General features: G+C 56.5%; 14 protein-coding genes. 2 read left to right on the top strand and 12 right to left on the bottom strand.

Features of this window, described 5'->3' with window-relative positions; all coding sequences use genetic code 11:
* Positions 1 to 58 precede the first annotated feature (58 nt).
* Positions 59 to 1,636 carry an aldehyde dehydrogenase (NADP(+)) gene (locus tag GHO25_RS11995; RefSeq protein WP_153390852.1) on the top strand — a complete coding sequence of 526 codons (1,578 nt, stop codon included), beginning with the start codon at positions 59 to 61 and terminating at the stop codon, positions 1,634 to 1,636.
* Positions 1,637 to 1,900: 264 nt separating this feature from the next.
* Here the strand turns inward: GHO25_RS11995 and GHO25_RS11990 are convergent, their stop codons facing one another.
* Complete coding sequence (locus GHO25_RS11990) at positions 1,901 to 2,389, bottom strand: single-stranded DNA-binding protein (RefSeq protein WP_153390851.1); 489 nt, start codon at positions 2,387 to 2,389, stop codon at positions 1,901 to 1,903.
* A gap of 9 nt (positions 2,390 to 2,398) precedes the next feature.
* The gene (locus GHO25_RS11985; RefSeq protein WP_048373821.1) at positions 2,399 to 3,790 is read right to left on the bottom strand and encodes an MFS transporter; all 1,392 of its coding nucleotides are present in this window, start codon (positions 3,788 to 3,790) and stop codon (positions 2,399 to 2,401) included.
* A 227-nt stretch (positions 3,791 to 4,017) separates the two neighbouring features.
* Here GHO25_RS11985 and uvrA point away from each other — a divergent pair, with 227 nt between their 5' ends.
* Complete coding sequence (gene uvrA, locus GHO25_RS11980; protein WP_048373823.1) at positions 4,018 to 6,852, top strand: excinuclease ABC subunit UvrA; 2,835 nt, start codon at positions 4,018 to 4,020, stop codon at positions 6,850 to 6,852.
* 70 nt (positions 6,853 to 6,922) lie between these two features.
* On the opposite strand, the gene bfr is transcribed toward uvrA, so the two are convergent.
* The 10 genes from bfr to rplO all read right to left on the bottom strand — a co-directional run bounded on the left by bfr (position 6,923) and on the right by rplO (position 14,073).
* Positions 6,923 to 7,387, bottom strand: a complete 465-nt coding sequence (gene bfr, locus GHO25_RS11975) for a bacterioferritin (protein WP_048373825.1) — start codon at positions 7,385 to 7,387, stop codon at positions 6,923 to 6,925.
* Positions 7,388 to 7,541: 154 nt separating this feature from the next.
* Positions 7,542 to 8,990: a catalase gene (locus GHO25_RS11970; protein ID WP_048373827.1), complete on the bottom strand. Its 1,449-nt coding sequence runs from the start codon at positions 8,988 to 8,990 to the stop codon at positions 7,542 to 7,544.
* A 173-nt stretch (positions 8,991 to 9,163) separates the two neighbouring features.
* On the bottom strand, positions 9,164 to 9,550 hold the full coding sequence (gene rplQ / locus GHO25_RS11965; RefSeq protein ID WP_016779185.1) for a 50S ribosomal protein L17: 387 nt from the start codon (positions 9,548 to 9,550) through the stop codon (positions 9,164 to 9,166).
* Between the two features lie 42 nt (positions 9,551 to 9,592).
* Positions 9,593 to 10,594, bottom strand: a complete 1,002-nt coding sequence (rpoA, locus tag GHO25_RS11960) for a DNA-directed RNA polymerase subunit alpha (RefSeq protein ID WP_003176403.1) — start codon at positions 10,592 to 10,594, stop codon at positions 9,593 to 9,595.
* Positions 10,595 to 10,616: 22 nt separating this feature from the next.
* Positions 10,617 to 11,237 (bottom strand): 30S ribosomal protein S4, encoded by a 621-nt coding sequence (rpsD, locus tag GHO25_RS11955; protein WP_003444359.1) that lies wholly within the window; start codon positions 11,235 to 11,237, stop codon positions 10,617 to 10,619.
* Positions 11,238 to 11,255: 18 nt separating this feature from the next.
* On the bottom strand, positions 11,256 to 11,645 hold the full coding sequence (gene rpsK / locus GHO25_RS11950) for a 30S ribosomal protein S11 (RefSeq protein WP_002555466.1): 390 nt from the start codon (positions 11,643 to 11,645) through the stop codon (positions 11,256 to 11,258).
* Between the two features lie 30 nt (positions 11,646 to 11,675).
* Positions 11,676 to 12,032 carry a 30S ribosomal protein S13 gene (gene rpsM / locus GHO25_RS11945; protein ID WP_048373831.1) on the bottom strand — a complete coding sequence of 119 codons (357 nt, stop codon included), beginning with the start codon at positions 12,030 to 12,032 and terminating at the stop codon, positions 11,676 to 11,678.
* A 129-nt stretch (positions 12,033 to 12,161) separates the two neighbouring features.
* Positions 12,162 to 12,278, bottom strand: a complete 117-nt coding sequence (gene rpmJ, locus GHO25_RS11940; protein ID WP_002555468.1) for a 50S ribosomal protein L36 — start codon at positions 12,276 to 12,278, stop codon at positions 12,162 to 12,164.
* A gap of 28 nt (positions 12,279 to 12,306) precedes the next feature.
* Positions 12,307 to 13,635 carry a preprotein translocase subunit SecY gene (secY, locus tag GHO25_RS11935; RefSeq protein ID WP_003444361.1) on the bottom strand — a complete coding sequence of 443 codons (1,329 nt, stop codon included), beginning with the start codon at positions 13,633 to 13,635 and terminating at the stop codon, positions 12,307 to 12,309.
* Positions 13,636 to 14,073 carry a 50S ribosomal protein L15 gene (gene rplO, locus GHO25_RS11930; protein ID WP_048373834.1) on the bottom strand — a complete coding sequence of 146 codons (438 nt, stop codon included), beginning with the start codon at positions 14,071 to 14,073 and terminating at the stop codon, positions 13,636 to 13,638.
* Position 14,074: the final 1 nt, after the last annotated feature.

Genomic DNA, 14,074 nt, shown 5'->3' with positions numbered 1-14,074 from the left:
CGCAGTTCATTTCAACGAAAAATCAGGCCTGACGATGGCACAGCAAGCGATAGGAAACATGATGATTACCGGCAAAATGCTCATCGGCCAATCAGCCGTGCGTGGCGACAACGGATCGCTGTGTGCAATCAACCCTGCCACCCATGAAACGCTGAGCCCCGACTTCGGCGTCGGCGGTATAACTGAGATTGAGCAGGCCTGCACGCTGGCGCAACAAGCCTTCGATCGCTACCGCGCGACCACGGCAGAGCAGCGTGCTCAATTTCTGGAAGCGATTGCCACGGGCATTTTGGCGTTGGGGGCTGCGCTGATCGAGCGCGCGTCTCTGGAGTCGGGATTGCCTGCTGTGCGCCTGATCATCGAGCGGGGCCGCACCGTCAGCCAGTTGCGGCTGTTCGCGAAGGTTGTTCGCGATGGCCACTACCTCGGCGCCACCCTGGACAGCGCGTTGCCGACGCGCCTCCCTTCTCGCCCCGACCTGAGGTTGCACAAGATCGCCCTCGGTCCGGTGGCGGTGTTTGGTGCGAGCAATTTTCCCCTGGCGTTTTCGGTTGCCGGCGGCGATAGCGCCGCCGCCCTGGCCGCTGGCTGCCCGATCGTGGTCAAGGCGCATGAAGCTCATCTGGGTACGTCTGAACTGGTTGGCCAGGTGATTCAGCAGGCAGCCGCTGCTCACTCGTTACCAGAGGGCGTGTTTTCCCTGCTCATAGGCGACGGTCATCTGTTCGGCCAAACCCTGGTCAGCCATCCCGCGATCAAGGCCGTCGCCTTCACAGGTTCGCGACAAGGCGGCTTGGCGCTGATGCGTACGGCGGCGCAACGCAGCGAACCGATTCCGGTGTACGCCGAAATGAGCTGCATCAATCCCGTGTTCCTGTTGCCGCATGCGCTGTCGATGCGCGCCAGCGAAATCGGCCGGGGATTCGTCGAGGCGCTGACAATGAGTGCGGGGCAACTGTGCACCAATCCTGGCTTGGTGATTGCCCTGGAAGGCCCGTCCCTGACCCAGTTTTGCGACACAGCCCTGGATACCCTGCGCACAAAGGCGGCGGCAACCCTGCTGACGCCGGGCATTCATCAGGCTTACCTCGCTGGGGTCGAGGAGACGGCCACTATCAACGGTGTTACGACGCTGGGCCACGGTGGTCCCGCGCAAAAGCCATGTGCAGCGCAAGCCGCATTGTTCGTAACGGATGCAGCCACCTTTGTGACGACAGGACGACTGGGCGACGAAACATTCGGCCCCAGCTCGCTGATAGTCGCCTGCAAGAATGAAGAAGACATGCTGGCAGTCGCCGAGCACCTGTCAGGCCAACTGACGGCGACCTTGCACCTGGATGAGGCTGATCATGGGCTGGCACGAAAACTGTTGCCCATTCTTGAGCGCAAGGCGGGGCGGATTTTGGCGAACGGTTACCCGAACAACGTCGAGGTCTCGCACGCGATGGTGCACGGCGGCCCGTTCCCGGCCAGTTCGGACAGCCGCAGCAGCGCGGTCGGCGCCAGCGCCATCGACAGGTTCCTGCGGCCGGTGTGTTATCAGGACCTGCCTGCGGCCTTGATGCCGGCAGCGCTACAGGATGGCAATCCGCTAGAACTGTGGCGGACGGTCAATGGTGAATGTGTGCTTGCCTAAGCTTTTTCCTGATGGGGACAACACTTCAAGGTTTAAAACTTCGCGTCGTAAAACCATAAAAAAAGCCCCTATACAGGTAATGCTGTTCACTTATGAGATGCGTACGAGTAACTGTAGGAGCGAGCTTGTCTCGCGAGCTTTTAAAAGATCAAAAGATCGCGAGACAAGCTCGCTCCTACAGGGTTCGCTTTCCCTTATGTGAACAGCATTGCCCTGTACAGGGGCTTTCAGAACGAAACCTTAGATTTAGGTCTCAGGTGTTCGTCAGAACGGAATATCGTCATCGAAGCTGTCGAAGTCCGCGGCTGGCTGTGGAGCCTGCTGTTGCGGCGCAGGGCGTTGTGCCTGCTGACGCGGAGCGGATTGCTGGTAGTTGTTACCGCCGCCCTGGTTTTGTTGGTCGCCCTGTGGACGGCCACCCAGCAGTTGCATGGTGCCTTGCATGTCGACCACGATTTCGGTGGTGTAACGCTTGATACCGTCTTTTTCCCACTCACGGGTTTGCAGCTTGCCTTCGATGTACACCTGCGAACCCTTGCGCAGGTATTCACCAGCGATTTCGGCCACTTTGCCGAACATCGATACACGGTGCCATTCAGTCTTTTCGACTTTCTGACCGGTTTGTTTGTCGGTCCATTGTTCGCTGGTTGCCAGACTCAGGTTGGTCACGGCATTACCGTTAGGCAAGTAGCGAACTTCGGGATCCTGGCCGCATGTGCCGACCAATATAACTTTGTTAACCCCACGGGCCATAACGTTCTCCTAGGCTTCGCGCACCGGCGCCGGGTTAACCAGCTGCTCAAGTGTCGCGCGATCCAATAGTTCGGTGTCCAATTTGATATAAATCGCAGACTCTTCAGTCACGACCACTGCATCTGTAACGCCCTTAACGGCCTTTAAACGCTCTGCCAGACCTGCTTCGCGCAACGCTTGAGGCGACAACGGCAAGCGCAGGCTTGTTACGTAAGGTGGTTCGCGCATGGTAACAGCAAAGACCAGCCAGAGTGCAGCCAGAGCTGCGCATCCCAGGAACACAGCCGACAAACCGCCATGCTGGAAAAACCAGCCGCCGAGTATGCCGCCCAGTGCCGAACCGAGGAATTGGCTGGTGGAATACACCCCCATCGCCGTCCCTTTGCCGCCCGCCGGTGACACCTTGCTGATCAATGAAGGCAATGACGCCTCCAGCAGGTTAAACGCGGTGAAGAACACCACCGTGCCGATCACCAACGTTCGTAAACTGTCACCGAACTGCCAGAAGAATAGCTCAGTCAGCATCAACGTACTGACGGCGCCGAGCAAAACTCGTTTCATTTTGCGTTTCTTTTCGCCGTAGATGATGAACGGGATCATGGCGAAGAAAGAAATCAGCAGCGCGGTGAGGTAGACCCACCAGTGCTGCTCTTTGGGCAGGCCGGCTTTTTCGACCAGCGCCAGCGGCAAGGCAATGAAGCTGGACATCAACATGGCGTGTAACACAAAGATGCCCAAATCCAGGCGCAGCAGGTCGGGATGGCGCAAGGTCGGCAACAAGGCCTGCTTGGCCACACCGGATTCGCGGTGCTGCAAGGTGTCGGTAGAACGCGGCACCATAAACCGGATGATCACGATGCCCAGCAGCGCCATCGCCCCCGTGGCCAGGAACAACCCGGACAGGCCGAAGGCGCGGGTCAGCAGCGGCCCGACGACCATGGCAACGGCAAACGACAAGCCGATGGTCATACCGATCATGGCCATGGCCTTGGTGCGGTGCTGTTCGCGGGTGAGGTCTGAGAGCAGCGCCATCACGGCCGCCGAAATAGCGCCAGCGCCTTGCAGGACGCGCCCTGCAATCACGCCCCAAATGGAATCCGATTGAGCCGCCAGCACGCTGCCCAGGGCAAACACGATTAACCCGAGGTAGATGACCGGGCGTCGGCCAATGCGGTCGGAAATGATCCCAAACGGGATCTGAAAGAGCGCCTGAGTCAGGCCGTAAGCGCCTATCGCCAATCCAATCAGTGCAGGTGTAGCGCCTGCCAGGTCCATGCCATAGGTCGCCAGAACCGGCAACACCATAAACATGCCAAGCATACGGAACGCAAACACAAGTGCCAGACCGCTGGCTGCGCGGGTCTCGCTGCCACTCATGCGTTCGCTTTGGGGATCGTGCATGGAAAAACCTCATGTGAACCGGCGGCGATTCTATCAGTCCCATCGAGTAACAGCACACACAGGAGCGGGCCGCGACGCTTTGTCACGTAAAAGTTAAGAAACACCTGACAGAACACACACCCAACGTCAGCAGCCGCTGATGACATGCAGCCATCAAGGACCTGCACAGTTTTCCCGCAGATACGTATACTCAGTCGTTTACGTTATGCCCGCCAAGCGAGGCCGCAGTGGACAAGATCCTGATACGTGGGGCACGAACCCACAACCTGAAGAACATCGACCTGACCCTGCCAAGGGACAAACTGATCGTCATCACCGGACTGTCTGGCTCCGGCAAATCATCCCTGGCGTTTGACACGTTGTATGCCGAAGGCCAACGACGTTACGTCGAGTCTTTGTCGGCTTATGCCCGCCAGTTCTTGTCGATGATGGAAAAGCCCGACGTCGATACCATCGAAGGGTTGTCACCGGCGATTTCGATCGAGCAGAAGTCGACCTCGCACAACCCGCGCTCTACGGTCGGTACGATCACCGAGATTTACGATTACCTGCGCCTGCTGTACGCCCGCGTCGGTATCCCGCGTTGCCCGGACCACGACATCCCCCTGGAAGCCCAGACGGTCAGCCAGATGGTTGACTTGGTGCTGGCTCAGCCCGAAGGCAGCAAGTTGATGCTGCTGGCGCCGGTGATCCGCGAGCGCAAGGGTGAGCACCTGTCGGTGTTTGAGGAGTTGCGTGCGCAGGGTTTTGTACGGGCCCGTGTGGACGGCAAGCTCTGTGAGCTGGATGAGCTGCCTAAACTCGACAAGCAGAAGAAGCACACCATTGATGTGGTGGTTGACCGCTTTAAAGTGCGTGCTGACCTGCAGCAGCGCTTGGCGGAGTCGTTTGAAACGGCCCTGAAGCTGGCCGACGGTATTGCGCTGGTCGCGCCGATGGACGATGAGCCGGGTGAAGAGATCATCTTCTCTGCGCGCTTCGCCTGCCCGATCTGTGGCCATGCCATCAGTGAACTTGAACCCAAGCTGTTTTCCTTTAACAACCCGGCTGGCGCGTGCCCGACGTGCGACGGTCTGGGGGTGAAGCAATTCTTTGATATCAAGCGCCTGGTGAACGGTGAGTTGACCCTGGCCGAGGGTGCCATCCGCGGATGGGACCGTCGTAACGTCTATTACTTCCAGATGCTCGGGGCGCTGGCCAAGCATTACGATTTCAGCCTTGAAGTGCCGTTCAATGAACTGCCTGCCGACAAGCAGAAAGTCATTCTGTACGGCAGTGGCTCTCAGAACGTGGATTTCCGTTATCTGAATGATCGCGGCGACATCGTGAAGCGCGCGCACCCGTTTGAAGGGATTGTGCCGAACCTTGAGCGTCGCTATCGGGAAACCGAGTCTGCCACGGTGCGTGAAGAGCTGGCCAAGTTCCTCAGCACGCAGTCTTGCCCGGATTGCCGTGGCACCCGCCTGCGCCGCGAGGCCCGTCATGTATGGGTGGGTGAGAAAAACCTGCCGGCCGTGACCAATATGCCGATTGGTGATGCGACTGAGTATTTCAGTAGCCTGAGCCTGACCGGACGGCGTGGTGAAATTGCGGACAAAATCCTTAAAGAAATCCGCGAGCGCCTGCAGTTTTTGGTGAATGTGGGCCTCGACTACCTGTCGCTGGACCGCAGTGCCGACACGCTGTCGGGCGGTGAAGCGCAGCGGATTCGTCTGGCCAGCCAGATTGGCGCGGGTTTGGTGGGCGTTCTGTACATCCTCGACGAACCCTCGATTGGTTTGCACCAGCGCGATAACGACCGTTTGCTGGGCACGCTCAAGCACCTGCGCGATATCGGCAACACGGTGATTGTGGTTGAGCACGACGAAGACGCGATTCGTCTGGCGGATTACGTGGTGGACATCGGCCCGGGTGCCGGGGTGCATGGCGGGCATATCGTGGCTGAGGGTACGCCTGCCGAAGTGATGGCGCACCCTGACTCGCTCACTGGCAAGTACTTGTCTGGCCGGGTGAAAATTGAAGTTCCTGCCAAACGTACGCCACGCAACAAGAAGCTGACGCTGTCGCTCAAGGGCGCCCGCGGCAACAACTTGCGCAACGTCGACCTTGAGATCCCGATTGGTCTTCTGACCTGCGTGACCGGTGTTTCGGGGTCGGGCAAGTCGACGCTGATTAACAACACGCTGTATCCGCTGAGTGCCACCGCACTCAATGGCGCCACCACCCTGGAAGCTGCCGCCCATGACAGCATCAAGGGGCTGGAGCACCTGGATAAAGTCGTCGACATTGATCAAAGCCCGATTGGCCGGACGCCGCGTTCCAACCCGGCAACCTACACGGGGCTGTTTACGCCGATCCGCGAGCTATTTTCGGGCGTGCCTGAATCCCGTTCGCGGGGTTATGGCCCAGGGCGTTTCTCGTTCAACGTGAAAGGCGGGCGCTGCGAGGCGTGTCAGGGCGATGGCCTTATCAAGGTAGAAATGCACTTTCTGCCGGATATCTACGTGCCGTGCGACGTCTGCAAGAGCAAGCGCTATAACCGCGAAACCCTTGAGATCAAGTACAAGGGCAAGAGCATCCATGAAGTGCTGGAGATGACGATCGAAGAAGCGCGTGAGTTCTTCGATGCAGTCCCTGCACTGGCGCGCAAGCTGCAAACGTTGATGGACGTAGGTTTGTCGTACATCAAGCTCGGGCAGTCCGCCACGACGCTGTCAGGCGGTGAAGCACAGCGGGTCAAGTTGTCTCGCGAGCTGTCCAAGCGCGACACCGGCAAAACGCTGTACATCCTTGATGAGCCGACTACCGGCCTGCACTTTGCGGACATCAAGCAATTGCTGGAAGTGCTGCACAGGCTGCGCGACCACGGCAACACGGTGGTGGTGATTGAGCACAACCTGGATGTGATCAAAACCGCAGACTGGCTGGTGGACCTCGGCCCGGAAGGCGGCTCGAAAGGTGGGCAGATCATTGCGACCGGCACGCCGGAAGCAGTGGCTGAGATGACGCAGTCTCACACCGGCTTCTACCTGAAGCCGTTACTGATCCGCGACCGCGCTTAATTCGCGGTATTAAAAAGCCCCTGTCATTGCGAAATGACAGGGGCTTTTTGTTGGGCGTGAAGACTGCCGATCAGAACTGCGATTGCAGGTAGTTCTGCAGACCGATGGACTTGATCAGGCCCAGCTGTTTTTCCAGCCAGTAGGTGTGGTCTTCTTCGGTGTCTGCCAACTGAATGCGCAGGATGTCGCGGCTTACGTAGTCTTTGTGCAGCTCACACAACTCGATGCCTTTGCACAGTGCAGCACGGACTTTGTATTCCAGGCGCAAATCGGCGGCGAGCATCTCTGGCACGGTGGTGCCGACGTCCAGATCGTCCGGGCGCATGCGTGGCGTACCCTCGAGCATGAGAATCCGGCGCATCAACGCATCAGCGTGTTGTGCCTCTTCTTCCATTTCGTGGTTGATACGCTCGTACAACTTGGTGAAGCCCCAGTCCTCGTACATACGGGAATGGACAAAATATTGGTCACGTGCAGCCAGCTCGCCGGTTAACAACGTGTTGAGGTAATCGATTACGTCCGGGTGCCCTAGCATCGCCCCACATCTCCCTGCTGAAAGGCTGTAGTTTGAACCAAGCTGACTGAGAGGTCACGGCTCAATCGCAATAAAAACGCTAATTTTCACAGAAAACACGTCTAAATAACGCAAAAACCGCCCATTTGAGGGCGGTTCTGCTTCTCACTTAGACTTACTTCACCGTTACACCCAAGGCTTTGGCAACGCCTTGACCATAGGCCGGGTCTGCTTTGAGGAAGTGCTGCAACTGACGCTGAACAACGTCGTCGGTCACGCCTTCCATCGCACCGGCGATGTTGTTGATGAGCAGGGCTTTCTGGTCATCATTCATCAAGCGGAACAGAGCACCGGCGTAGCTGTAGTAGTCGGTGTCTTCACGGTGGTCGTAGCGGTCTGCTGCGCCACTGAGCGCCAAGGGTGGTTCAGCATACTGCGGGGCCTGCTTGGGCGCGTCAGCGTAGCTGTTGGGTTCGTAGTTAGGCGCAGCACCCCCATTGTTGCCATAGGCCATCGAACCGTCGCGCTGATAGTTGTGCGCAGGCACACGCGGGGCGTTGATGGGCAGGTGCTGGTGGTTGGTACCGACACGGTAACGGTGCGCATCCGCGTAAGCGAATACACGGCCTTGGAGCATGCGATCAGGGGAGAGACCTACACCCGGGATCATGTTGCTTGGACCAAACGCCGCCTGTTCAACTTCTGCAAAGTAGTTGAGCGGGTTGCGGTTGAGCTCAAGTTCGCCGATCTCGATCAACGGGAACTCTTTTTGCGACCAGGTTTTGGTGACATCGAACGGGTTGTCGCGATGCGTTGCCGCTTGGGCCTCGGTCATGATCTGGATGCATACACGCCATTTCGGATAGTCACCACGCTCGATGGCTTCGAACAGGTCGCGCTGGGCGTAGTCCGGGTCAGTACCTGCCAGACGTGCAGCTTCTTCTGGTGGCAAGTTCTTGATGCCTTGCTTGGTTTTGTAATGCCACTTGACCCAATGACGCTCACCGGCCGCATTGATCAGGCTGTAGGTGTGACTGCCAAAACCGTGCATATGGCGGTAGCCATCAGGAATGCCGCGGTCCGAGAACAGGATGGTGACCTGGTGCAGCGATTCTGGTGAATGCGACCAGAAATCCCACTTCATCTGCGCACTTTTCAGGTTGCTTTGCGGCAAGCGTTTTTGGGTGTGGATAAAGTCAGGGAATTTCAGCGGATCACGAATGAAGAAAACCGGGGTGTTGTTGCCCACGATGTCCCAGTTGCCTTCTTCGGTGTAGAACTTGAGAGCAAAACCACGCGGGTCGCGCTCGGTGTCAGCAGAGCCACGTTCACCGCCCACGGTTGAGAAGCGCAAGAAAGTCGGGGTTTGCTTGCCAACGGTGTCAAACAGCTTGGCGCTGCTGTATTGGCTGATGTCACGGGTCAGTGTGAACGTGCCATGGGCAGCCGAACCTTTGGCGTGCACGCGACGTTCTGGAATATTTTCGCGGTTGAAGTGCGCGAGTTTTTCGATCAGGTGAAAGTCATCGAGCAACAACGGGCCCCGAGGCCCAGCCGAACGAGAGTTCTGGTTGTCAGCAACAGGGGCGCCGCTGGCGGTCGTCAGGGTTTTGGTCTGGCTCATGCTAATCCTTCCTCAGTCAGTCTTGATGCTGCCGGCTAATCGGCTGAGGAAGAGTATTGACCACGATACCTGTGTGGGCAAATGCATTAAATTGTCGAACTCAATAGCTTTTTATTATCGAACGGACACAAAAAACCGGGCACTAGGCCCGGTTCTTTGTAGAGACTGACGTCTTACTCAGCGGATACAGCTTCACCGCCAACTGGACGATCAACCAACTCGACGTACGCCATAGGCGCGTTGTCGCCAGCGCGGAAACCGCACTTGAGGATGCGCAGGTAGCCACCCTCACGAGTTGCATAACGCTTGCCCAGATCGTTGAACAGCTTACCAACCATAGCTTTCGAACGAGTACGGTCGAAAGCCAGACGGCGGTTAGCAACAGAATCAATCTTGGCCAGAGTAATCAGCGGCTCAGCAACGCGACGCAGTTCTTTGGCTTTCGGCAGAGTCGTTTTGATCAGCTCGTGCTCGAACAGCGACACTGCCATGTTTTGAAACATAGCCTTGCGGTGCGAGCTAGTGCGGCTCAGGTGACGACCACTTTTACGATGACGCATGGTTCATTCCTTACCAAACACAACGTTCGGTGATTACGACGATCAGGCAGTCGCCTTGTCGTCCTTCTTAAGACTTGCAGGCGGCCAGTTGTCGAGGCGCATGCCGAGGGACAGACCACGGGAGGCCAGAACGTCCTTGATTTCGGTCAAGGATTTCTTGCCCAGGTTCGGAGTCTTCAACAGTTCTACTTCGGTGCGCTGAATCAGGTCACCAATGTAGTAAATGTTCTCCGCCTTAAGGCAGTTGGCCGAACGCACGGTCAGTTCCAGATCGTCAACCGGACGAAGCAGGATCGGATCGATCTCGTCTTCCTGTTCGATAACCACTGGCTCGCTGTCACCTTTGAGGTCGACGAATGCAGCCAACTGCTGTTGCAGGATGGTTGCAGCACGACGGATAGCCTCTTCAGGATCCAGTGTACCGTTGGTCTCCAGATCAATTACCAACTTGTCCAGGTTAGTACGCTGCTCGACACGGGCGTTTTCCACCACGTATGCGATACGGCGAACCGGGCTGAACGAAGAGTCGAGCTGCAAGCGACCGATGCTGCGGCTTTCGTCTTCATCGCTCTGACGCGAGTCGGCTGGTTCATAACCACGACCACGAGCTACGGTGAGCTTCATGTTCAAGGCGCCGTTAGACGCCAGGTTGGCGATTACGTGATCGGGATTAACGATCTCGACATCATGATCCAGCTGAATATCGGCAGCGGTAACCACCCCCGAACCCTTCTTCGACAAGGTCAGCGTAACTTCGTCACGGCCGTGCAGCTTGATAGCCAGACCTTTAAGGTTCAACAGGATTTCAATTACGTCTTCCTGTACACCTTCGATGGCGCTGTACTCGTGGAGCACACCATCAATCTCGGCCTCGACTACTGCACAGCCTGGCATTGAGGACAACAGGATGCGGCGCAGCGCGTTGCCCAGGGTGTGGCCAAAACCACGCTCGAGAGGCTCGAGAGTGATTTTAGCGCGGGTTGGACTGACAACCTGCACATCAATGTGGCGGGGTGTCAGGAACTCATTTACCGAAATCTGCATGGATGCACCTATTTTCTAGCCCTTACTTGGAGTAGAGCTCGACAATCAGGCTTTCGTTGATGTCGGCGGACAGATCACTGCGAGCTGGAACGTTCTTGAAAACGCCCGACTTCTTCTCAGTGTCTACTTCTACCCATTCTACGCGGCCACGTTGGGCACACAGATCGAGAGCTTGGACAATGCGAAGCTGGTTCTTTGCTTTCTCGCGGATAGCGACCACGTCACCAGCACGAACCTGGTAGGACGGAACGTTAACGGTTTGACCGTTTACGCTGATCGACTTGTGCGATACCAACTGACGGGATTCGGCACGAGTAGAACCGAAGCCCATACGGTATACGACGTTATCCAGACGGCATTCGAGCAGTTGCAACAGGTTTTCGCCAGTTGCGCCTTTCTTGCCAGCAGCTTGTTTGTAGTAGCCGCTGAATTGACGCTCGAGAACGCCGTAGATACGACGGACCTTCTGCTTTTCACGCAGTTGGGTGCCGTAGTCGGATTGGCGACCGCGGCGTTGGCCGTGGATGCCTGGAGCAGCTTCAATATTGCACTTCGATTCGATAGCGCGCACACCACTCTTCAGGAAGAGATCAGTGCCTTCACGACGTGCCAGTTTGCATTTTGGACCAATGTAACGAGCCATTCTTTACAGTCTCCTGGATTACACGCGGCGCTTCTTCGGCGGACGGCACCCGTTGTGCGGGATTGGCGTCACGTCGGTGATGCTGGCGATCTTATAGCCACAGCCGTTCAAAGCACGGACAGCGGACTCACGACCTGGACCTGGGCCCTTAACGTTAACGTCAAGGTTTTTCAGGCCATATTCCAGCGCAGCTTGACCAGCACGTTCAGCAGCTACTTGAGCAGCGAACGGGGTGGACTTGCGAGAACCGCGGAAACCCGAACCACCGGAGGTAGCCCAAGAAAGCGCGTTACCCTGACGGTCGGTGATGGTCACGATTGTGTTGTTGAAAGACGCGTGGATGTGGGCGATGCCATCAACCACTGTCTTTTTTACTTTTTTACGAGGACGAGCAGCAGGTTTTGCCATGACTAAATTCCTGTCGATTCGCTGGTGCGATTACTTGCGGATCGGCTTACGCGGACCTTTGCGAGTACGCGCGTTGGTCTTGGTACGCTGACCGCGCACTGGAAGACCACGACGATGGCGCAGACCGCGGTAGCAGCCCAAGTCCATCAAGCGTTTGATTTTCATGTTGACTTCACGACGCAGGTCACCTTCAGTGGTGAACTTTGCCACTTCGCCACGCAGCAACTCAATCTGCTCGTCGCTCAGATCCTTGATCTTAGCGGCTGGGTTTACACCAGCATCCACACAGATTTTCTGTGCAGTAGTGCGACCAACACCAAAGATGTAGGTCAGCGAGATAACAGTGTGCTTGTTATCTGGAATGTTAACGCCTGCAATACGGGCCATTCAGTGGGACTCCAATTGACAGCTACCTACGCCCCGGAAGCCAAGAAATAGGGCGCGAGATAATATCGCTGTAATAACAAATAATCAACCCAGCAGCGCACTAGCTGCTGGGCTTCAAACAGATCACACTCAGCCTTGGCGCTGTTTGTGACGTGGTTCCGCGCTGCAAATTACCCGAACAACACCTTCGCGGCGAATAATCTTGCAGTTACGGCATAGCTTTTTCACCGATGCACGAACTTTCATCACCAACTCCTCTAACCTTATGGGAACTTCAGCGCAGCATGCCGCTGCCGTAGCCCTTCAGGTTGGCTTTCTTCATCAGGGATTCGTACTGGTGCGAAACGAGGTGCGATTGTACTTGCGACATAAAGTCCATAACAACCACGACCACGATCAGCAACGAGGTCCCGCCAAGGTAGAACGGAACGTTTGCCGCAACCACCAGGAACTGGGGCAGCAGACATACGGCCGTCATATAAAGAGCACCGAACAGAGTCAAACGAGTCAAAACGCCATCAATATAGCGTGCCGACTGCTCACCTGGACGGATACCCGGAATAAAGGCACCGGACTTCTTCAGGTTTTCCGCTACGTCTTTCGGATTGAACATCAACGCCGTATAGAAGAAGCAGAAGAAAATAATCCCTGCACTAAACAGCAGAATATTCAACGGCTGACCAGGAGCGATCGACTGCGAGATGTCCTGCAACCAGCCCATACCTTCAGACTGACCGAACCAGGCACCCAGCGAAGCCGGGAACAGCAAAATGCTGCTCGCAAAAATAGCCGGAATAACACCGGCCATATTCACTTTCAGCGGTAGGTGGCTAGTCTGCGCAGCAAACACCTTGCGGCCTTGCTGACGCTTGGCGTAGTGAACAGCAATACGACGCTGACCACGCTCAATGAACACCACGAAACCGATAATCGCTACTGCCAGCAAACCGATAGCAACCAAGGCGAAGATATTGATATCGCCCTGACGCGCAGACTCAAAAGACTGCCCAATTGCTCTCGGAAGACCGGCGACGATACCCGAAAAAATCAACATCGAGATACCGTTGCCAACACCACGCTCAGTAATCTGCTCACCCAGCCACATCATGAACATTGCACCCGCCACAAATGTGGTTACTGCAACGAAATGGAAGCCTAGATCACCAGTGAACGCTACGCCCTGCCCCGCCAGACCAATGGACATGCCAATGGCCTGGACGAGAGCGAGAGCGACAGTGAGGTAGCGGGTGTACTGGCTTATCTTGCGACGACCAGCTTCACCTTCCTTCTTCAACTGCTCCAGCTGTGGGCTGACAGCGGACATAAGCTGCATGATGATCGATGCCGAAATGTACGGCATGATCCCCAGCGCAAAAATACTCATCCGCTCCAGCGCACCGCCGGAAAACATGTTGAACAAGCTAAGTATGGTCCCCTCATTCTGTCGAAACAGGTCCGCCAGCCGGTCGGGGTTAATGCCTGGAACTGGAATGTGTGCGCCTATCCGGTAGACGATAATCGCCAGGAATAGAAAACGCAGACGAGCCCAGAGCTCGGATAACCCGCCTTTGCTGAGCGCTGAGAGAGCACCTTGCTTAGCCATTTATTCCTCGAACTTGCCGCCAGCTGCTTCGATAGCCGAACGCGCACCTTTGGTGGCGCCGATTCCCTTGCCGATTGTGACAGCGCGAGTAACTTCACCGGACAGCATGATTTTCACACGCAGTACGTTGACGTTGATCACGTTGGCATCTTTCAGGGTCTGCAGAGTAACGATGTCGCCTTCCACTTTAGCCAGCTCGGACAGACGCACTTCTGCGCGATCCATAGCTTTCAGGGAAACGAAACCGAACTTAGGCAGACGACGATGCAGCGGCTGTTGACCGCCTTCAAAGCCTGGAGCAATAGTGCCACCGGAGCGGGAAGTTTGACCTTTGTGACCACGGCCACCAGTCTTACCCAAACCACTACCGATACCACGGCCCGGACGATGCTTTTCGCGACGGGAACCCGGCGCTGGACTCAGATCATTGAGTTTCATC

The organism is Pseudomonas sp. FSL R10-1350, assembly GCF_009600525.1.
GTDB classification, from domain to species: Bacteria; Pseudomonadota; Gammaproteobacteria; order Pseudomonadales; family Pseudomonadaceae; genus Aquipseudomonas; species Aquipseudomonas helleri.
Note: the sequence above shows the minus strand (reverse complement) of the source record. Positions and strands in the feature narration are given on the sequence as shown.